Annotated in this window: 18 protein-coding genes; 13 read left to right on the top strand and 5 right to left on the bottom strand. The window is 47.2% G+C overall.

The window, feature by feature from the left end:
* Positions 1–75 precede the first annotated feature (75 nt).
* The 4 genes from NST38_RS27395 to NST38_RS27380 all read left to right on the top strand — a co-directional run bounded on the left by NST38_RS27395 (position 76) and on the right by NST38_RS27380 (position 3,786).
* The gene (locus NST38_RS27395; protein ID WP_340937723.1) at positions 76–699 is read left to right on the top strand and encodes a YhbD family protein; all 624 of its coding nucleotides are present in this window, start codon (positions 76–78) and stop codon (positions 697–699) included.
* A 14-nt stretch (positions 700–713) separates the two neighbouring features.
* Positions 714–1,442 (top strand): polymer-forming cytoskeletal protein, encoded by a 729-nt coding sequence (locus NST38_RS27390; RefSeq protein WP_341344218.1) that lies wholly within the window; start codon positions 714–716, stop codon positions 1,440–1,442.
* A gap of 34 nt (positions 1,443–1,476) precedes the next feature.
* A complete protein-coding gene (locus NST38_RS27385) occupies positions 1,477–2,160 on the top strand; it encodes a hypothetical protein (protein ID WP_341344217.1) in 684 nt (227 codons plus the stop codon).
* 72 nt (positions 2,161–2,232) lie between these two features.
* Positions 2,233–3,786 (top strand): MDR family MFS transporter, encoded by a 1,554-nt coding sequence (locus NST38_RS27380; RefSeq protein ID WP_341344216.1) that lies wholly within the window; start codon positions 2,233–2,235, stop codon positions 3,784–3,786.
* 230 nt (positions 3,787–4,016) lie between these two features.
* Here NST38_RS27380 and NST38_RS27375 read toward each other — a convergent pair whose 3' ends face one another.
* The gene (locus NST38_RS27375; protein WP_340387768.1) at positions 4,017–5,450 is read right to left on the bottom strand and encodes a VanW family protein; all 1,434 of its coding nucleotides are present in this window, start codon (positions 5,448–5,450) and stop codon (positions 4,017–4,019) included.
* A 254-nt stretch (positions 5,451–5,704) separates the two neighbouring features.
* Here NST38_RS27375 and ftsE point away from each other — a divergent pair, with 254 nt between their 5' ends.
* The 5 genes from ftsE to NST38_RS27350 all read left to right on the top strand — a co-directional run bounded on the left by ftsE (position 5,705) and on the right by NST38_RS27350 (position 11,767).
* Positions 5,705–6,391 (top strand): cell division ATP-binding protein FtsE, encoded by a 687-nt coding sequence (ftsE, locus tag NST38_RS27370; protein ID WP_024631580.1) that lies wholly within the window; start codon positions 5,705–5,707, stop codon positions 6,389–6,391.
* Positions 6,381–7,298: a permease-like cell division protein FtsX gene (ftsX, locus tag NST38_RS27365; protein ID WP_047840643.1), complete on the top strand. Its 918-nt coding sequence runs from the start codon at positions 6,381–6,383 to the stop codon at positions 7,296–7,298. The genes ftsE and ftsX overlap by 11 nt, the downstream gene beginning before the upstream one ends.
* Positions 7,299–7,485: 187 nt before the next feature.
* Positions 7,486–8,766, top strand: a complete 1,281-nt coding sequence (locus NST38_RS27360; protein WP_036612408.1) for a murein hydrolase activator EnvC family protein — start codon at positions 7,486–7,488, stop codon at positions 8,764–8,766.
* A 135-nt stretch (positions 8,767–8,901) separates the two neighbouring features.
* Positions 8,902–10,374 (top strand): S41 family peptidase, encoded by a 1,473-nt coding sequence (locus tag NST38_RS27355; protein ID WP_237177463.1) that lies wholly within the window; start codon positions 8,902–8,904, stop codon positions 10,372–10,374.
* Between the two features lie 64 nt (positions 10,375–10,438).
* Positions 10,439–11,767: a PDZ domain-containing protein gene (locus NST38_RS27350; RefSeq protein ID WP_341344215.1), complete on the top strand. Its 1,329-nt coding sequence runs from the start codon at positions 10,439–10,441 to the stop codon at positions 11,765–11,767.
* A gap of 96 nt (positions 11,768–11,863) precedes the next feature.
* Here the strand turns inward: NST38_RS27350 and NST38_RS27345 are convergent, their stop codons facing one another.
* Positions 11,864–12,553, bottom strand: a complete 690-nt coding sequence (locus NST38_RS27345; RefSeq protein WP_127551491.1) for a response regulator transcription factor — start codon at positions 12,551–12,553, stop codon at positions 11,864–11,866.
* A gap of 20 nt (positions 12,554–12,573) precedes the next feature.
* Positions 12,574–13,785, bottom strand: a complete 1,212-nt coding sequence (locus NST38_RS27340; RefSeq protein WP_341344214.1) for a sensor histidine kinase — start codon at positions 13,783–13,785, stop codon at positions 12,574–12,576.
* A gap of 211 nt (positions 13,786–13,996) precedes the next feature.
* Between NST38_RS27340 and NST38_RS27335 the strand changes: the two genes are divergently transcribed.
* Genes NST38_RS27335 through NST38_RS27325 form a run of 3 tightly spaced genes read left to right on the top strand, consistent with a single transcriptional unit; the run spans position 13,997 to position 17,312 of the window.
* A complete protein-coding gene (locus NST38_RS27335) occupies positions 13,997–14,932 on the top strand; it encodes an ABC transporter ATP-binding protein (RefSeq protein ID WP_341344213.1) in 936 nt (311 codons plus the stop codon).
* A 12-nt stretch (positions 14,933–14,944) separates the two neighbouring features.
* The gene (locus NST38_RS27330) at positions 14,945–16,141 is read left to right on the top strand and encodes an ABC transporter permease (RefSeq protein WP_341344212.1); all 1,197 of its coding nucleotides are present in this window, start codon (positions 14,945–14,947) and stop codon (positions 16,139–16,141) included.
* Complete coding sequence (locus tag NST38_RS27325; protein ID WP_341344211.1) at positions 16,134–17,312, top strand: ABC transporter permease; 1,179 nt, start codon at positions 16,134–16,136, stop codon at positions 17,310–17,312. Before NST38_RS27330 ends, NST38_RS27325 begins: the two co-directional genes overlap by 8 nt.
* Before the next feature lie 100 nt (positions 17,313–17,412).
* On the opposite strand, the gene NST38_RS27320 is transcribed toward NST38_RS27325, so the two are convergent.
* Both NST38_RS27320 and NST38_RS27315 read right to left on the bottom strand, forming a co-directional pair.
* Positions 17,413–18,255 (bottom strand): flagellar motor protein MotB, encoded by an 843-nt coding sequence (locus tag NST38_RS27320; protein ID WP_341344210.1) that lies wholly within the window; start codon positions 18,253–18,255, stop codon positions 17,413–17,415.
* Positions 18,239–19,036: a flagellar motor protein gene (locus tag NST38_RS27315; protein ID WP_036612388.1), complete on the bottom strand. Its 798-nt coding sequence runs from the start codon at positions 19,034–19,036 to the stop codon at positions 18,239–18,241. Before NST38_RS27315 ends, NST38_RS27320 begins: the two co-directional genes overlap by 17 nt.
* Positions 19,037–19,205: 169 nt before the next feature.
* Between NST38_RS27315 and uvrB the strand changes: the two genes are divergently transcribed.
* On the top strand, positions 19,206–21,197 hold the full coding sequence (uvrB, locus tag NST38_RS27310; protein WP_036612386.1) for an excinuclease ABC subunit UvrB: 1,992 nt from the start codon (positions 19,206–19,208) through the stop codon (positions 21,195–21,197).
* Positions 21,198–21,394: the final 197 nt, after the last annotated feature.

The following is a 21,394-nucleotide window of genomic DNA, read 5'->3' as shown; positions in this document are numbered from 1 at the left end:
TCATCGATTTTTCAATGTAGTTTACAACGTAACAATGTTATGTTACACTCGTTTCAATAAAAAGGGGGACCATATATGACAGATGATTTGATCTCCAAGAAAGAATTGTTGGACCTGACAGGAATCTCATACGGCCAGTTATACCGATGGAAGCGGAAAAATCTCATTCCGGAAGAATGGTTCATTCGGAAGTCGTCCTACACCGGACAAGAGACCTTTTTTCCCAAACAACAGATTTTACTGCGCATTGACAAGATTCTCAATATGAAAGACGGATTATCGCTGGATGAGCTGGCAGACGTGTTCTCACCTACGTTGGGTGAAGTGGAGATGTCTGCACAGCAACTATTAGAGCGAAACATTGTTTCACAAATCTCGCTGGAGCTGTTAAAAGAAGCAGGTCGAGAACAACCGCTGTATGCTTTGGAGCAGATTATGATGCTCTACGTCCTTGATAAGCTGTTAATGAGCGGAGATATTACTCGGCAAGAGGGTGCGTTGCTGATCGAAGTGATGTCCGAACATTATTATCGTTTTACAGGCAAACCCAGCGAACTCGTGCTTATTCGTAAGATGGGTGTTCCTTCATTCATGCTGGTAACAGCAGGAACGGAGTTTTATTTTGACAATGGTGTGAAAGTGGTTCTTAGGCAGCCGATGGGAACATTTATGGAAGAATTAAAACTCAAATTGGGTTAAGGAGAGGATCATCTATGGAAGAGCGGAATAAGCGGAATGATCTGAATGTGGCGGGCATAAGTCAAACGGCAGGCGGGAATTTTCACCGTGTATCTATTGATGGCATGGCTAAGGTGAACGGAAATCTGGACTGCACCTCTATGGAAGTGAATGGAACATTGAAGATGCACGGCGCTTTGACCTCCGAGAGTGTAGCGATTAACGGCATGTGCACGTTGAATGGACCTCTGACCAGTTCTGGTGTCCGGGTGGATGGCATGACGACGATTAACGGAGATCTCCATAGCCCTGAACTTGAAGTGAACGGAAAGTGTACCGTACGTGGAAGAGTAGATGGGGAACGAATTGATATTGGCGGTGTGATCGATATTGAAGGGGATGTCCAATGTGAGTCCCTGAATGTACGGGGCAATATTAAGATCAGCGGTTTACTGAATGCGGGAACAGTGGAGATCAGGCTGCATACATCTTCTTCGGCTAAAGAGATTGGCGGAGAGCGTATCGATATTCGTCGCAAGGAACAACAGAATGGCTTTTGGAAAAGTATTGGTCTGGGCGGGACCCCTTCATTTAAGACATCCTTAATTGAGGGTGATGAGATTGTGCTGGAAGATACCGAAGCTGACATTGTTCGGGGGAGTAACATTTTTATCGGTCGCGGCTGTAACATCAGACTGGTTGAGTATTCAGGTGAACTTGAGGTAGATCAGGATGCCAAGGTGGGCAGCAGTCAGCGAATTTAAAGTTTGCATATGGAGAGAAAGGGATGGGATCGACATGAATAACAATCCTGGGCGTTCATTGGACAAAAAAATGGATATCAGCATCGTTGGTGATGGCAGTTCTTCTGGTGGCGTGTACGGCAAGATCAAGGTCGTAGGGGACGCGTCCTTTAACGACAATCTATCTTGTGATCGATTCAAATGTACGGGTACATCGGTCATATACGGATCGCTTGAATCCACAGATATTAAAATTACCGGAACCCTGACTCTAACAGAGCGAGAGACCAGCAACGATGGTGAGGATGGAATCCAGGCATCTGGCCTGCATGCCAAAGCTGAGCATATAAAAGTGGTCGGTGAACTTCATCTGTCAGGGGATTGTCAGGCGGAAAATATCAAGCTGAACGGGCGTTTGACGATAGCGGGGATGCTCAGCGCTGAACAAATGACGCTCAAAATCATGGGTCCATCCGAGGTCAAGGAAATGGGTGGTTCCATCATCTCGGTGAAGAGTGGCCGGTTGAATGACTTGTTTACGGGAAATAAATCAATTCTCAAGGCACAGATTATCGAAGGTGATGACATTGAATTAGAGAATACGGAGGCCGAGATTGTCCGTGGCGATAAAATAAAAATCGGTCCTGGCTGCCGGATTGGTACAGTGGAATATCGTTCATCTCTGCAAATTCATCCGCAATCGGAAGTTTTGTTGCAAAGCAATCGGTCCTTGGACTGATTAACGCAGACTTCTTTTCGGATATACTAATGCAGTCATATGAATAGAGCGTGAATGGAGAGATTGAGTACAATGGTTGCACGTAAAAACAGTATTGGATTGGTGCTGGCAGGGTTACTGCTCAGCATATTAATGGCTTCGATGGATAATACCATCGTGGCAACAGCTATGGGGGATATTGTCGGGAAGCTGGGCGGGCTTGACAAGTTCGTCTGGGTTACCTCCGCGTACATGGTGGCTGAGATGGCAGGGATGCCGATATTCGGTAAGTTATCCGATATGTATGGACGGAAGAAGTTTTTTGTATTTGGTATTATTGTGTTTATGCTTGGCTCAGCGCTGTGCGGAACGGCAACGTCTATTGTGGAATTGACGATGTACAGAGCGATTCAAGGTATTGGCGCGGGGGCCCTGGTACCGATTGCCTTTACGATCATGTTTGATGTCGTTGCACCAGAATCTCGTGGTAAATTGGGTGGATTGTTTGGAGCCGTCTTTGGCCTCTCCAGCGTATTCGGACCTCTGCTCGGTGCTTACATTACCCAGTATGCGACATGGGAATGGGTATTCTATATCAACCTGCCGCTAGGCTTGATTGCATTTGTGTTTATTGCGTTCTTCTATAAAGAATCCCATCAGCATCAATCCCAACAGATCGACTGGCTGGGTGCTGTAACACTGATCGGTGCTGTTGTGTGCCTGATCTTTGGTCTGGAACTGGGTGGCAAAACATTTGCCTGGGATTCGTGGCAGATTCTTGGCTTGTTTGCCGGATTTATAGCATTAGCCCTGCTCTTCCTTTTTGCAGAGACAAAAGCCAAAGAACCAATCATCTCCTTCAGCATGTTCCGCAACCGGGTCTACTGGTCCAGTAACGTTATTGGTATGTTCAGTGGTGCGGCGTTCATTACAGCATCCGTGTACATTCCGATCTTCATACAGGGGGTACTTGGTGGTAAAGCGACCAACTCCGGTCTTGTGCTGCTACCCATGATGCTTGGGTCCGTTGTGACGGCGTCCTTGGGCGGGGTGCTGATGACCAAAATCAAGTATCGTAATATCATGATCCCTACGTTAGCTTTACTTGTCATTGGACTTGGATTGCTGACCACACTGGATGAGAATTCTTCCCTTTGGACGATACGTATCTACATGGTGATGGTTGGTCTGGGTGTCGGTGCGTCGTTCTCTGTACTTAGCAATGCAGCCATGAACGCATTTGAACCGCAAAGGCGCGGAGCAGCAAGCTCCACACTTAACTTTTTGCGGTCCCTCGGCATGACGATGGGCATTACGATCTTTGGTATCGTACAGAGCCAGGTATTTACGCGTAAAATGAACGATGCTCTCGCTGGTTCAGCTGCGGAAGCAGGCGGTGCTTCAGCGGGTGGCGTGCCGCAGGGAGTGGATCTGACAGATCCACATGCGTTGCTCTCACCAGAACTCAGACAGGCGATTCCGCCTCAGGTGCTGGATACCATCACACATGCCCTGTCCTCTTCCATCGTACAGTTATTTGCCTGGGCTGTAATTCCGGCTGCACTCGCGTTGGTCGCTTCCTTCTTCATGGGAAGAGAGAAGATGGTTGTAGGCGAAGAGCAAGGCGAATACACCGGCGGTCACTAAACCGTAATGCAGTAAACTGTAAGTTACGGTAGTAAAGCTGATTGTAGCTTGATAAAACTCGAATAACTTATCTTGAAAATGTAGAGACACACTTCTCGCTTATCCCCAAAAGGGACGTGAAGTGTGTCTTTTTGTTTTCGTGTGATCAGCTTATGTTTATCCATGAATTACGGCAGGGCCTTGTTTGTACCATTCCGTGATCTGTAAGTTGTCGGTTGCTTTGAAAAAAATTAAGGCTGTTTCGTATCACTAATACCATCCTCGACAACAGAAGGTTCTTGTGGATCTGGCAAGCTGCTATGACCTGAGCGGGCAATTAGACGATTCTGAGCTTTGTACGTGTCCCGTGTAATCGTTTTGGATTCGACCACTTTGCCGTCCAGCCTCTTGGTTCTTACCGTCTCAACAATATATCCAGGCTGTCCGTCTTGCAGCACCTGCTGAGCACCATCAGGCAGTACTGTACTGGACACATACTTTACCGGAACACTTAATGTTTCAATGGTACGAGATTCAAGTGCATAGCTGACATTCTCCGGGAATGTGCCGAAAAATTTCACCATCAATTGATGGTTCTTCACCTCTGCATGAATGAGTAAGGACTTGCCTGTATTGTTCTTGAAGCGAAAATTGATGGCTCCCGAGGCAAAGGTGGCATCCAGTCCTTTCGGCAAATATTTGACCGGCAGGGAATGGTTGCGACGCTCAATAATATCAAGACCCGTCAATAGCGCTGCGTTATACACCGTACTGGATACCTGACAGATTCCTCCGCCAATTCCAGGGGTTAGTCTGCCATTAACAATGACCGGGGCCTCACGAAACCCATACTCCTTTTCAGCTTGACGGACGACCTTCTCATAATCAAATGTGGCATCTGGTGGCAAAATCATGCCGTTAATCGCTTCCGCCGCTGCGCTGACATTATGTATCCGGCCTTCACTACTATTGCCCAGACCCGTGGAGAACTGGATGATCTTTCGGTCAATGCCTTCCTGGCGCAGCGAATCAAGGGTTACTTCAGGTTTCAGCGTATACAGTGGTACCTGGATCAGCAATGGGGCGGGTTTTTCATCCGGGTTCAGTACACTGAAATCTCGGTGCAACTTGGTCTGAATGAGACTTGTGAGTGTATCCCAATCAATGCGGCGGACGCCCTTTTCCGGGATATACTGGACTTTGTCACTTGTGGTAATGCGGCGAACAGCGTCCGCAGGTGTACCAAAGGTTTCTTTTTCCCAGGCAGGGCTGAGATGTTCTTGGAGTGGTCTTGAGTTATAGGTCATATCGAGAGAGAACTCTTTCGGAAAATGATAACGTGCATAAGCGCGTTCCCACAGGTTACCTTCCTCCAGCTGCTGTATTGCGGACTCCAAGCTGTTAACGTTGTAACTCACCCCCACCTGAGCTGCGGTATACGACATCGTCTGGGGGTTGGGTTCAGTCACTTCAAAGGTGACAGGCCAGTCCTCCAGCTTTTGGATCTGTTCATCCAATTCATGCAATACGTTCTTACGATTCTTCCCCTCCACCAGCATCTCGCCAACATGAACGTTTTTGGGCAGGGCAGGCTGATTCACGTACATATACAACAATCCATAGGACGCGGAGCCGATCAAGAGGATGGAGAATAGAACAATGACCGTCAAATGTATTTTTTTCATAACCGTACGCTCCTTTATACTTCGGTTGTTCCCGACTTTGTAACACTTTCTATATATATGATCCAATGCAGGAAAACTTTCGGGTACTCAATAGGTAACAAATTTGTTACAATAAACTTCATATGCATCCATGCTTCACCATTGAAACAGGAACGAAGTGGATTTTTCCCTGATGAAATTCAGGTCTTTTTAAAGGAAATGCCGGGATTGTGTCGAAATGATAATGGCTAACTATGCGAGCAGGAAGTGATGATGTGATAGAAATGCAGGACGTGTGGAAGACCTACGCCAATGGGACCCACGCATTACAAGGGGTGTCGGTGAAGATCGACCGCAATGAATTTGTTTATATCGTCGGTCCGTCCGGAGCAGGTAAATCGACATTTATGAAATTGATGTACAGAGAAGAAGTTCCGACCAAAGGACAAATATCCATTAACGGATTTAATATTGGTAAGTTGAAGCCAAGAAAGATTCCTTATGTGCGTCGTAACATCGGCGTTGTGTTCCAGGATTTTCGTCTGCTGCCACGGATGACAGCATTTGAGAATGTGGCATTTGCGATGGAAGTTATTGAAGCCCCGAAGCGTCATATCAAAAAACGGGTGATGGAAGTGCTCGATTTGGTGGGACTGCGCAGTAAGGCGAATCGTGAACCTTCACAGCTCTCGGGTGGAGAACAGCAGCGTATTGCTATTGCACGGGCTATCGTCAATAACCCATCGGTTATTATCGCGGATGAGCCTACAGGTAACCTCGATCCGGAGACGTCGTGGGGCATTATGCAACTGCTGGATGAGATTAATTTCCGGGGAACAACCATTGTTATGGCGACCCACAACAAAGATATCGTGAATACGATGCGTAAACGGGTAATCGCGATTGAACGTGGACAGATTGTACGGGATCAGATGAGAGGGGAATACGGTTATGAATTTTAGTACTCTCTTGCGCCATCTGCGGGAGGGATTCAAAAACGTATTCCGCAACGGCTGGATGTCCGTGGCCTCCATCATGTCCATCATTGTGTCGCTATTGATTCTTGGTGTGTTTATGTTGCTGGTGCTCAATGTGAACTCCATGGCGAATCAGGTTGATAGCCAAGTGGAGATCAGCACGTTCCTCGAACTGAATGTGGACGAGAACCTGCGTAACACACTGGAGAAAGAAATCAGCGCGATGCCTGAAGTAAGTGAGATTCGTTTTGTTTCCAAGGAAGAAGGACTCAAGGAGTTCCGTGAGCGTCTTGGAGAGAGTGCAGATAACGTGCTTAGCGGTTTCGATGTGGACAACAACCCACTGCCGGAGACCATTGAAGTTGAGGTCATTGAACCGGAAACCGTCACTTTTGTGGCGCAAAAAATCGAAGCTTTGAACGAAAAACACCCGGAGAAGCCGATCATGAAAGTGAACTACGGCAAGGAAACGGTGGAAGTGTTGTTCAAATTTACGAAGCTTGTTCGTAACATCGGATTTATTTTTGTCGGGGGACTGGGTCTCATGTCCATGTTCCTGATCTCGAATACGATTCGCGTAACGATTCTGGCACGTCGCCGGGAGATCGGAATTATGAAGCTGGTTGGTGCAACCAATACCTTTATTCGCTGGCCTTTCTTTATTGAAGGTGCACTCATTGGATTTATTGGCTCGGTCATTACGGTTGGTGTGTTGTTTGTTGGGTACAGCCAGTTGATGAAGACGATTGGTCAGGATGTCTTCATGCAGATGCTTAACTTGATTCCGCTCGGCGAAATCTGGGGGCTGTTTGGAACACTGTTGATCGGACTTGGTGTGCTGGTAGGTATTTTGGGAAGTACACTGTCCATTCGGAAATCACTCAACGTTTAATTTTGTTTTCAACGATCGAATTGCAGAATATGTCGAAAAGAATGGTAAAGCAGGTTCATTAATGGACGCTGTTTGACGATATGTAGGAAAGACGGAGTCTTTTAAGATTGAAGAAAGCAAAGAACATGCTGTTCACCACCTGTGCAGGTTGCTTTCTTGTGAAATCATAGGATGGGGGATCATCATTTTGAAAAAAACCGCTTCGCTGCTGGCCTTTACGTTATTGGCCAGTTTGACGCTTCAACCTTCTGACGGATATGCCAAGAGTAGCATCAGCGATATTGACCAACAGATTCAGCAACTGGAGAGCAAGGCGGCTTCTGCCAAGCAGGAGCAAAAAAAAGCGGCTTCCAACAAAAAGGAAGCACAGCATTACAAGAACAAAACCAACGCTTATCTGAAGGTTGTCATGGAACAGATCAATGTCGTTAGTGATGAACTGGCGAGTGTATCCTTGCAGATCGAGAACACGGAGGAAGATCTTCGTACAACGAAAAAAGATCTGCAAGCGGCAGAAGAACGCATTGTTGCAAGGGAAAAATTGTTGGAGTCACGCGTGCGCCTGATGTATACGGACGGTGCTGTATCCTATCTGGATGTATTGTTGTCCTCTACTAGCTTCACTGACTTCCTGACCCGTGCGGATTCACTCAAAACGATTGTGGATCAGGATCAGCATCTGCTGGATGAGCACAAAGCGGACAAGCAACTTGTCGTGGACAAAAAGGCAGAATTGGATGTGCAATATGCGGAAGCCAAGAGTCTGTATGCACAGAAGAAACAGCGTAAGTCCCAATTGAATGAAAAAGAAGCGGAAAAGCAAGTGCTTCTCGCTTCATATGATGCTAAAATTGAAGAGTCAGAAGAGCTGACACAAGAGCAGGAAGATGTATTAATGCAGATTGCCAGCAAACGTTCGGCACTTCTTCAAGAGAAAAATAAATTGCGTGAACAGCAGGCGGCTGCCGCAGCCAAAGCAAAAGCCGCAGCAGCGGCTCGGGCGAAAGCTGCAGCCAAGGCGCCTACTAGAGTGAGTTCGGATAGTAGCAGTGAGGTCACGTATTCATCCGGTAATGGTATCTTCTCAAGACCAGTATCTGGAGGACGTATTTCTTCTGGATTCGGCCCCCGTACCCATCCGATTACGGGTGTAGTGGGTAAAATGCATGCCGGTGTCGATTTTGCTGTTCCTCAGGGAACTTCGGTTCATGCTGCTTCTGGCGGAATCGTGATCATGGCTGAATGGTATAGCGGTTATGGTTATACGGTTATTGTGGACCACGGCGGTGGACTATGGACGTTATATGGTCACTTGCGCGAAGGTGGATTCAAAGTCAGCAAGGGAGACACAGTAAGCAAAGGGGATACCATTGCGGAGTCAGGAAATACAGGGAACTCTACTGGACCTCACTTGCACTTTGAAGTGAGAGACAACGGTACCGCTGTAAATCCGATGAACTATTTGTAATTATTGCTCCATCGTTCGAATGGAAAAAACATATTCCGTACAAGCTAGACATATAATAAGCTGGCATGTTCAGGGAATGGATTCTGGCAACAATGGAATCGGACACGCTTCAAAACTAAAGGCGGTGACAAACGGATGATGAAGAAAAGATCGGCGCTACTGCTTGTCATTGTGGGTCTCCTGGGTGGTAGTTTGCTAACCCTGGTATTAATGACTTATCCGGGAATAGCAAACCAAACCACAGCGGGCGAAGGTTTGCTGGCTAGTGTAACCGGCAATACACAGCAGAAGAACGATTTGAAAAAGATTGAAACTGCGATGGATTTGATCTCCAGCAACTATTATAAAGACGTGGATCAGACCAAATTGATTGACGGTGCGATCAACGGCATGATGGAATCGCTTGGTGATCCGTACTCCAACTATATGGGGCAGGAAACGGCTGCTCAGTTTGAAGAGTCGATCGAAGGTTCATTTACCGGTATTGGCGCAGAGGTATCCTCTCAGGATGGAAACGTGGTTGTTGTTTCCCCAATCAAAGGATCTCCTGCCGAGAAAGCGGGTATTCGTGCAAAAGACATGATTATGTCGGTCAACGGCGAATCCCTGCAAGGTTTGGAACTGAACAAGGCTGTTAACAAAATCAGAGGTCCCAAGGGCAGTGAAGCGAAGGTACAGGTCAAACGTGCCGGATCTTCCGAGCTGATTGAATTTGTCATTGTACGCGATGACATTGATCTGGAGACCGTATATGCTCACATGGAGGATGGCGGAATTGGTGTTATTGCCATTACTCAATTCTCTTTGAATACAGGCGATCGCTTTAAGGAAGAGTTGGCGAAGCTTGAGAAGCAGAACATGAAAGGTCTGGTCATCGACGTACGGAATGACCCAGGCGGTGTATTGCAAGTTGTTATTGATATTGCTGAACAGTTTGTTCCTAAAGGCAAGGTTATTGTGCAAGTTGAAGACAAGAACGGCAAAAAGGAACAAAGCAAGTCCAATGGATCAGCCAAAGCTTACCCAGTCACAGTCCTGATGAACAAAGGCAGTGCGAGTGCGTCGGAGATTTTGGCCGGTGCATTACAACAGTCAGCAGGTGCTAAGTTGATTGGTGAAAACTCCTTTGGTAAAGGAACCGTCCAGACGAGTTATGACAAGCAGATGGGTGATGGCAGCTTGCTGAAGATCACCATTGCCAAGTGGCTCACTCCGAACGGAGACTGGATTCATGAAAAAGGAATCAAACCGGATATTGCGGTAGACCAGCCGGATTATTTCTCGGTGGCACCGATTAACAAAGAGAAGTTACCACTGAAATATGACAGCAATAGCTCGGATGTGAAAAGTGCGCAGACGATGCTGAGAGGACTCGATTTCAAACCGGATCGTGTGGATGGATACTACGACCAGAAGACGGAAGAAGCGGTCAAGGCATTCCAGAAGCAAAAAGGCATTCAGGCTACAGGCCAGATTGACGAGAAAACCGCTGAATCACTGGAAGCGGCTCTGATTGAACGTATTGCCAATCCTCAATATGATGCACAGCTGAAACGCGCGATCGAAAATGTCTCGAAGGATATTTCGTCCGCTGTGTCGAAGCCATAAAGAAGGCTGATTTTCAGCCTTCTTTTTTTCTGAACCGGCTGAAAGAGAGGGGTGACCGACCACAATGGAATGGGTATGGCCGTGGTTAACTACATTAGGGGAAGCTTTGTTGCAGTTGTTTATTCAGCCGTTTTATTATATTGCGGTGATCCTGATTGCGCTGATCTATCATCGTCAGTTACTACAGGAGCGTAAATTGTTTCATGTCCGTTTGCAAAGCTCGATAACACAGACGATTCGTGCGGTGCTCGGAGGCATACTCATCGGTACCATTGTCTCGATCGTGTCCCTATTCCTCGGTGCACACCTTACACTGGGAAGCCTGATATGCATATGGGCTGCAACATTAATTCTATCCTTATTCCGTATCCGGTATCTGTGCTTTGCTTATGCGGCCGGGTTACTGGGTGTGCTGCAATTTGGTTTGAATGTGGCTTCAGGCTGGCAACCATCGGGTTGGATGGGCACTATCACGGAAACGCTACGTACCCTGGATATGCCTGCACTGCTTGTCCTGGCTGCCCTTCTACATATGGGTGAAGCCTTGTTGGTACGCATGCAGGGGGTATCGATGGCATCACCGCTTCTCTTCGAGGGAAAACGCGGGAAACTGGTTGGGGGATATCAACTGCAGCAGTTCTGGGCCATTCCTCTACTAATTCTTGTTCCAGTCACAGGAGGTGGCGCGGAGCTGGCATGGAATCCACTGATGAATGCAGGTCATAGTTACATGCTGGTTGCGTTGCCGATTATGCTCGGATTTGGTGAGATAACGCAGAGTATGCTTCCGGGACAAAAGGTACAGATCTCATCAAAGCGGTTGATGATATACGGGGCAACTTTGCTTGTGTTCAGTTTGCTTGCTGCATGGTGGTCTCCACTCATAGTGGTTGCTGCGCTTATCGCATTTATTGGACATGAATTTCTGGTATGGTACAGCGCGTTTGAAGAGCAAAACCGCAGTCCGGTATTTGTCCATCCGCAGCATGGGCTGAAGGTATTGGCTGTTATTCCGGAGAGCCCTGCAGCGGATTTGGGGATTGAAGCAGGTGAGACCTTGTACAAGGTGAATGGTAAGTTGGTTCATTCACCAGAAGAGTTGCATCGTGCTCTGCGGATGAACCCGGCTTTTTGCAAACTTGAGGTTCGCAATCACCAGGGAGAAAGCAAGTTCATGCAACGAGCGATCTATGAAGGGGAGCATCATCAGCTTGGTGTCATTATGGCACCGGACAATCACGAGGTCTGGGCGATTCGGTTACGTCCACTGACGTTGTTCCATATCATCAACCTCAAATTGTTTGCCCGTCTGAAAAAACCACAAAGGGACGAAGCTCCCTTGGCGTTACCGCCAGCCCCTGTGGGCAGTGATAAAGGGTCCATAGAGATGTAACAACTAAGCATACGTGTGAAGTATGTTGCATAAATAAAACAAAGAAAAAGGTATTTCCGAGCGCCGTCACAGGCAAGGGAAATACCTTTTTCTTTGTTATTGTTTTAACATAAAGATGGCGATTTGGGTCCGATCACGCAAGCTCAACTTACCGAGAATATCCGTGACATAGTTTTTGACGGTGCCTTCACTGAGGAACAGTTTGGCGGCAATTTCCTTATTGGACAACCCCTCCGATATGGCCTCGGCAACCGCCAGCTCCATACGTGTCAGTCCATAGGCTTCGATTGGATTCTGTGTCAGGGGAATCGCAGCAGGACGAAGAAGGCCTGCCAATTTGCGGGCAATATCCGGATGGATTAACATATCACCGTTATGTACGGTCTTGATGCCTTGAATGATCCGTTCGGGGGGGACGTTTTTGAGCAAATAACCGCTTGCTCCGTTCTGTAATGCCTGAATAATATACTCATCGTCGTCAAACGTAGTTAGCATGAGCACCTGGATTTCAGGAAAACGTGCCTTGATGCGTTTGGTACCTTCAACTCCGTCACATTCCGGCATCCGAATATCCATTAAAACCACGTCCGCAGACGTCCCTGATTCAAGCAATTCCAACGCTTCCTGCCCATTTGAGGCCGTGCCTGTAACGAAAATGCCGGAGCCCAGTCCAAGCAACACTTTCAGGCTCTCACGAATGAAGTAATCATCGTCTGCGAGAATCAGCCGAATAAGTGGGAGCTGGCCTGAATCATTCTTGTTGTTCACATCATTACGTTCGGACATGAGAATATTCACTTCCTTTTTCAGAGTATATTCAACTGGTTCGTTATTGGAATGCGTGTAATCACTGTATACGGATAAGCCGATTGAATCTCCAAGGTTCCTCCCACCATTTGTGTGCGCAGAAGCATACCTTCCTGCCCTATGCCGTTTCGCTTGGAAGAAGGAGGATTGATTTTGCCATCATTACTTACACTCATACGGACTTCCTGATCCCCAAATACCAGCTCTACTGTGATTGAAGAAGCATTTCCGTGTCGCAGGGCATTGGTCAAGGCTTCTTTGGCATTTTTGAACAAAACAATTTGTATGCTGGGATACAGCACATGGGATGGACCATGAACTTCATAATTTGTCTTCACGCCGGTATCTCTGCCCACTTCCTCTAGGAGAAGATCCAGGGCGTAGGCTTCGGATGCATAGGAATTAGGTTGCAGTTTGTGTAGTGTGCTGCGCATATCATCCATACTATCGGCCAATTGATCGCGAATCTGTCGCACCATTTCCGTTCCTTGTTCCATATCGAGGGGGAAGGTCAACAGGGCGGCTTCCGACATCATTTTGGTGCGGATCAGTCGATGCCCGATATCATCATGAAGCTGTCTGGAGATACGGGTACGTTCCTCTGCCTGAGCCACTCCTTCAAGTTGCTTTGTAAATAACAGCAGCTGCGCACGAGTTTCTTGTAGCTCGTAATGTTTGCTGCGAAGTTCGTCATAGACTTGTTCCAGTTGTCCGCGGCTGCTCGCCGTCCTTGATCCCTGCCAGGACAGAGCCGCTGTGATGAGCAGAAGCAGGTTGCCAAGAACAATCGCAGTTGTCTCTGTGGAGAGTAATGTAGTGGCGGTTGTATTTAGTGTGGTTAACCCTGGCTGCGGTGCCTGTGGGGCAGAATAATGCCAATGCAAAGCGACATTGTTAGCGACAAGCTGAATTGCAAACATCAACCATCTGCGACTTCCCTCCAGTCTGTATATATACACGTAGAGCACGGATAGAGAGAGGAAAAACATAAATGGTCCATACGAAGCAATCAGCCAGCAGCTCCAGAGTATTTCGGCCAGCAGCAACAGCCATTGCTGTGTACTTGAACGGTTAAAATCTTTCCACACGGAGAGTACAAGCGCGATGATGATATACAAGGTGTAGACGGCTTCATTTTCCAAGGGCAGCATCAAAAGGTACAGCACTGCTGGAACGATAATTAATCCGTATTGCAGAAACCGCATCGGCATATGGTTGTGACATCCTTTATATAAAAAGTGGAGTAGAAAATCTCTTGGTAATGCGCCCTTGATTATACCATAAGCAGCATTCGAATCAGGAGATGACTTAAGTCACCTTCGATTCATGACTTTTTGTACCTTCGCTACAGATTGCGATCCGTTACAATAAAATTATGAAATCCAGCGGCGAAGGCCGAAACGGAAAAGGGGCGTAAAAGGGATGGGCATACTTAAAGTAGATCATGTAGTAAAACGATACGGTAGCAAGCTGTCCGTGGATCATTTGAACCTTAGTGTTGGCAAAGGCGAGATTTTTGGATTGCTTGGTCCCAATGGAGCAGGAAAAAGTACCACTATTAGCATGATTGCAGGGCTCCTGAATATGGATCAGGGTGAGATCAGATTAGATGGGATCTCGGTCAAGGAGCGACCGCTTGAAGTAAAGCGCAAGATCGGACTCGTTCCGCAGGATCTGGCTTTATACGAAACCATGTCTGCTGCGGAGAATGTGACCTTTTTTGCCAGACTGTATGGACTGCGTGGAAAATTGCTTAAGGAAAGAGTGCAGGAGTCCCTTGAATTTGTAGGGTTGCAGGATAAAGCAAAGGATGCCCCCTCGACCTTCTCTGGCGGTATGAAACGCAGGTTAAACATCGCATGTGCGATTACACATCGCCCTGATCTAATTATCATGGACGAACCGACAGTTGGCATTGATCCGCAATCTCGAAATCATATTCTTGAATCGGTACGGACACTCAACAAGATGGGTTCAACGATCATATATACAAGTCATTACATGGAGGAAGTGGCGGCGATTAGTCACCGGGTTGCGATTATGGATCAGGGGCGAATTATTGCCTGTGGGACTGAAGCAGAGCTGAGAGAACGGGTAGCATCGGAGGAAAAAGTAGTGCTCTCCACTTCCGGTATCGGTACCGACGTCGTGGAAGAACTGAAACTTCACCCCCGTGTGCGGATGGTAGACGTTTCAGAGAATACACTGACCATTACGCTGCCTTCGGCACAGCAGGATCTCCAGGATCTGCTCTTCATTTGCAGCAAACATGAAGTATCCATTCAGTCGCTCAAGGTCGAAGAGCCAGATCTGGAAACGTTGTTCCTCAATCTGACCGGGCGTACGCTTCGGGACTAGGGGGAGCAAGAGATGAATATATGGCATATTTGCATCTTTGAATTAAGGCGTATTCTTAAGATTCGATCTGTGGTGTTAAACCTGTTTATTTTGCCGTTGTTACTGATTTTTATATTGGGCACGGCCCTTTCCAGTACGATGGGTACGGCGGATGATGTTATTCCGGATACTGTACGTGTGGGAATTATCCATTTGAGTACTGAATCTGGTGGAGGATCAAGTACGGTTAATCAAGCACTGGATTCATTCGTTGAATCCCCGGAAGTGGCTGAGATGGTCAAGGTGCAGAACTTTACGACTGAAGAAGAGGCCGTTCATTCGCTGCGTACCGGCAAGCTGGACTTTGCTGTAATGATTCCTTCGGATTTTGAGCAAAACGTGATGATGGGGAAAGAGGCCAGATTACAGTGGATACGAGGAAAGGACAACACACTTAATACCTTGGGTGAAACTTTGTTTACACGTTTTACGGATGAATGGAACCGACAGATGGCGATTACCAAAGTGCTCGGTCCGGAAGTAATTGCTGCCATGGCCTCTGCTTCGGAGTCTGGTACGGCGAATTCCACCTCCATTGCTGTCACTAATCCCGGTAAGACAGGTACGGCGTATAGTGCCTCCCAATACTATGCAGCTTCCATGCTGGCGATGTTCATGTTGTACTCAGGCATGACAACCAGTACCAGCCTTTTTGGAGAGCGTGATAACAAAACGTTAATTCGCCTTCAGGCTGCGCCGATAGGTAACGGAGTTATTTTCGCTGGAAAAATTGCAGGCAATAGTCTACTCGCTTTCTTACAAGCAACAACGATTATCCTTATGACATATTGGCTCTACGGTGTAGATTGGGGATCGCATCCTTGGTATATTGTGCTGACTTGTGTATGTATCACATTGGCCTCCATGACCCTTGGTGTAATCGTCGCACTGGTATGCAAAAGCACAGCATCGGCCAGTGCAACCATCCAAGGTATCATCGTTGCCATGACATTTATTAGCGGTGGGTTCACGCCCATTCCAATTGATTTTGTACAACGGCTTAGCGAATTTACGGTTAACCACTGGGCGCTCCAAAGTTTTCTGAGAATGATGCTGGATGCACCTGTACGAGAGATTGTATATAACATTCTAATGTTAGGCGTGGTATGCGCTGTATTACTGTTCATCTCAGGATTGATCTATAGAAAGGCAGGATACCGATATGAATAGTCTACACATCGCCTGGTTGATGATTAGACGTACACTTGGCCGTAAAATGGGCTTCATTACGTTTCTGCTTCTGCCTTGCCTGGTGGTTACAGGAGCAGTTGCTCTATTTGGAAGCGAGCAGAGTACACGTACTGTTATTCCCTATGTCAATGAGGATGGAGGGGTGGCAGGGACATGGATGATTCATGAACTTGCTGGCAAAGAGGAGTATCTGCTCAAACCGATGACAAACGAAGCAGAAGTGAAGGAAGCCATCGCTCAGCAAAAAGGAAGCTCGGGTATCATCATTCCGGCACATTATACGGAGGATCTGTTACAAGGAAAGCCAACCGAGATCCAACTGGTGGAACTGCGTATAAGCGAAGATTCCTATACCCTACGAGCAGCAGTTGAAGGTTTGACGAGCGGATTGTTACAATCTGCTTCAGCTGTTAAGGTGGCGGCAGGTCCTGTCTCAAGTGAGACGGACATACTATCGAGTATACAGAAGCCCTTTGAACAGCTTTTACAGGAGATAGGAAAACATCAAGTCGCTGGTGAAGTCACCGATCTTCAGATTTATCCCAAGCCAGGCCTGAACAATGTGACTGGATTTACAATCATGTTTATGATGGGGCTGCTGACCAGTGCAGTGGCTGTGATAATGGAAGATCGCAGGAAACGTACGATGGCCAGAGTATATACGGCACCCGTCCGTGCATATGAGATTGCGCTTGGTAACTTCCTCGGTAGCTTTGTCATTGGCATGATTCAGATTGTTCTCGTTTTGGGAGTCAGCAGGTGGCTACTGCATTATGATGCCGGTATTCCTTTTGGCATTCATTTCATCATCTTGGCCGCATTCATGCTGGTTTCCATGGGGATCGCAAGTACCGTGGCAGGATTAATACGTAATCCCAAAAATGCCAACATGCTGAATTCACTTGTCATTATGCCAACTTGCATGATAGGTGGTTGTTTCTGGCCGATCTCGTTGATGCCGGATTATATGCAAAAGCTCGCCAACTTTGTTCCACAGAAATGGGCGATTCAGGCAGTGGAGACGATCTCTGCTGGTGGTACATTGTCGGATATCACATTGCCACTATTGATTTTGTTTGGCATGGCTGCCATTTTACTGACTGTTGGCTCTGCGATTCTACGCCCTAGCCAGCCAGGAGTAGAGGCATAAGGTAATACGACATAAAAGAAAGCACGCTCTGCTGAATTGAATTCAGTTAGAACGTGCTTTCTTTGCATAAGGAATGATGCATTATGTGAGATATTGATGATTAAGGTTGGAGTTGACGCAGGACCGTTATTTCAACCCGACGATTCTTTTGTCTTCCTGCGGCAGTGGTGTTGTCACCCGTTGGGCGAGTATCCGCATATCCGGCATACTGGAATCCGTCCGGGTTAAGTTTCTCTGTATCCAGAAAAAATCGTAATACAGACAGTGCACGTTCCCCGGAAAGCTGCCAGTTATCGGTATAGGCGGAGTTTGCTCCCACAGGAACATTATCGGTGTGACCCTCAATGCTGACAACGGTGTTCAGATCACGGAACAGGCTGGCAAGTTTACTTAGCGTTGGTGCTGCACCGTCCTTTAGAGCGGCCTGTCCCTGATCAAACAGGAAGCGGTCACTAAGTGTAATGGATAGGCCCTGTGGCTTGTCCGCAACAAAAATCTGATTTTCCAGTTTATTATCCTCGATATATTGGGTAATCACATTGAACAGATTTTGCAATTCCTGCTCCTGTGATCTGAACTGTTCTTCCCGTTCTGTGAGGGGCTTGTTGTCATTATCTGGTGTTGCAGTCCCGGAATCGGAAGGGTTTCCTTCCCCATCTGAAGGATCTTCACCCTGCACCTCGGATGGTGGAGTCTCTGTAATCGTTTGACCGGGTTTCTCACCGAGTCCCTCACCAAGCTCAAGGACTGAGTCGGACGCATTAAATGTATTTTGTAACGATTGAGTAACGACGTCATATTTACCGGAATCCAGATTGCTCATGGCATACATGATGACAAAAAAGATCAAAAGCAGCGTTATGAGATCGGCATAAGTAATCATCCAGCGATCCCGATGATCGATAGTTTCACGTTTTCCGCGCCGTTTACTGCGCCGACTCATCCAATCCCTCCTTTGCTAGGGGGCGTATATGCTGACGATGCGTGAGGGTGAAGGACTCCAGTCTTTTGCGTACAAGCTGGGGATTCTCACCGTTCTGAATGGCAAGTACACCTTCGAGAAGCATTTCCATGGTCTGCACTTCATCGGCACCTCTGGATTTGATCTTGGAGGCAATGGGCAAAAAGATAAGATTGGCACTGGCGACCCCATACAGGGTTGCGGTAAAGGCAACAGCAATGGCAGGTCCGAGTCCTGTGGGATCGGTCAAACTGCCAAGGACCTGAATGAGTCCCATCACGGTTCCGATGATGCCCATGGTTGGGGCGTAACCACCAGCAGATTCGAATATTTTGGCGTAACCCTCATGTTTTTGTTCAATAGAATCGATCTCCATCTCCAGGATCTGGCGAACCACATCCTGATCGGTACCATCAACAACCATCTGAATACCGTCTTGCAAAAATGGATGCGGATGATCCATAACCTTGCGTTCCAATGCAAGTACACCTGAGCGGCGTGCGATTGAAGACATCTCCACCAGTTCTTCAACCCACAAGCCTGAATCATTATTGTTACGTCCAAAAGCCATACGCAGGGCAGCTGGAATCGTACGAAGGCGATGCGCCGGGAAACTGGCAACCACAGCAGCAATCGTTCCACCGAATACAATTAAAGCAGCCGTTTTTTGCAGGAGACCAGACAATTGGCCGCCTTCCCACAAAAAACCGCTAATGACTGCGGCAATTCCGGCAATAATACCGATAAGTGTCGCAATATCCATAAATTAACCCACTCCTATCTTCATTTCACGTTTGCATCACTAAAACGAACGAGGTATAATTAAACGGGAACAAATATTCCTATTACTATAAGTTTTCCCATATGAAAATTCGGGGAACTTCGACAATATATAGTGACTATTATTTTAGACGATAGGGTGAGATACGGCAATGAGCGATATTATAATGAGCGACAAAACGTTCGAAATCGAGTCAGAGTTTTCTCCCCAAGGTGATCAGCCTGCAGCCATTATAGAATTGGTGAAGGGTGTTCAGGAGGGGAAGAGATACCAGACACTGCTGGGTGCAACGGGTACGGGTAAGACGTTTACGATAGCCCAGACGATAGCCCAACTGCAACGTCCGACGCTGATTATTGCACACAATAAAACGTTGGCAGCGCAGCTTGCAAGTGAGTTCAAAGATTTTTTTCCTAATAACATGGTTGAGTATTTCGTCAGTTATTACGATTATTTTCAGCCAGAAGCATATATCCCGTCCTCCGATACGTATATCGAGAAGGATTCAAGTATTAATGAAGAGATCGACAAACTGCGGCACGCAGCGACAAGTTCGTTGTTTGAGCGCAGGGACGTCATCATTGTAGCGAGTGTTTCCTGCATTTATGGTTTGGGTTCACCGCACTCGTATTCAAGCATGTTGCTGTCACTTCGGGTAGGTATGGAGAAACCACGTAATCAGATTTTATCCCGACTGGTAGAGATCCAGTATCAGCGGAACGATATTAACTTTGTGCGGGGTACATTCCGTGTTCGTGGGGATGTTGTTGAGATTTTCCCTGCTTCCAAGGGTGAACATGCAATTCGGGTTGAATTGTTTGGTGATGAGATCGAGAAAATTACGGAGATTGATGTGTTAACCGGAGAACTGATTGGTGAACGTGAACATATTGCCATCTTCCCGGCGTCTCACTTCGTAACGCAAGAAGAGACAATGAAGGTTGCGCTGGTGAACATTGAGCGTGAACTGGAGGAGCGTCTTGAAGTGTTGCGTGAACAGGGGAAACTGCTGGAGGCTCAGCGACTGGAGCAGCGCACACGGTATGATATCGAGATGATGAAGGAAGTTGGATTCTGTTCGGGGATTGAGAACTATTCCGGTCCGCTGACTTTCCGCGAACGCGGCGATACCCCATACACACTGATGGATTACTTCCCGGATGACATGTTGATCGTGGTCGATGAGTCTCACGTGACTCTGCCACAGATCCGTGCGATGTACAATGGTGACCAGGCGCGGAAGACGGTATTGGTTGAGCATGGTTTCCGTCTGCCGTCAGCGCTGGATAATCGTCCACTCAAATTCGATGAGTTCGAAGGCAAGATGGATCAGATCATCTATGTATCGGCTACACCAGGCCCGTATGAGATCGAGCATACCGATACGATGGTGCAACAGATTATCCGTCCAACCGGACTGCTTGATCCAATCATTGAACTGCGTCCAACAAAGGGGCAGATCGATGACTTGATTGGTGAGATTAACGACCGGATTGCCAAAGACGAGCGTGTGTTGATTACAACATTAACGAAGAAGATGTCCGAGGACCTGACGGATTATCTGAAGGAAGTTGGAATCAAAGTTCGTTATCTGCACTCTGAGATCAAGACGTTGGAACGGATGGCGATTTTACGTGATTTAAGATTGGGTGTTTTCCATGTCCTAATCGGAATCAACTTGCTCCGGGAAGGTCTCGATCTGCCCGAAGTATCCCTCGTCGCTATATTGGATGCTGATAAGGAAGGATTCCTGCGTTCCGAACGCTCACTGATCCAAACGATTGGTCGTGCGGCACGGAACAGCGAGGGTCGTGTTATTCTATACGGTGACAAAGTAACGGATTCGATGGATAAAGCAATAAAGGAAACAGAGCGTCGTCGTGCAATCCAGATCGAGTACAACGAGAAACATGGAATTACACCACAGACGATTCGTAAAAAAGTGCGTGATGTAATAGAGGCAACCAAAGTTGCCGAATCCAAGAAAGACTATCTCACAGGCGCAGCCGAGAAGATGTCGAAGAAAGATCGCCAGGCGCTTATTCAGCGCCTAGAGGTAGAGATGAAAGATGCAGCCAAAAACCTGCAGTTTGAGCGTGCTGCCGAGCTTCGCGATGCGTTGCTGGAACTTCGCGCTGAATAAGATACAGCTCATTCATATGCTCCGGTAAAGATGGATCTGTAACAAGAGAACGGCCAATTGGCCGTTCTCTTGTTGAGTAAGGAAATCGTTGATATCTACCGATAATAAGAGATGTTGAAATCTTGAATTCAGGTCTATACTGATAGAAATGTTGAAATTGGTTAAAAGGTTTATAGGAAAGCAATTGGGAGTCGAGA

Origin of the sequence: Paenibacillus sp. FSL H8-0104 (assembly GCF_038050215.1) — a bacterium.
Classification (GTDB): Bacteria; Bacillota; Bacilli; order Paenibacillales; family Paenibacillaceae; genus Paenibacillus; species Paenibacillus amylolyticus.
The sequence above is the reverse complement of the archived record's forward strand: the minus strand, read 5'-3'. Positions and strand labels throughout refer to the sequence as shown.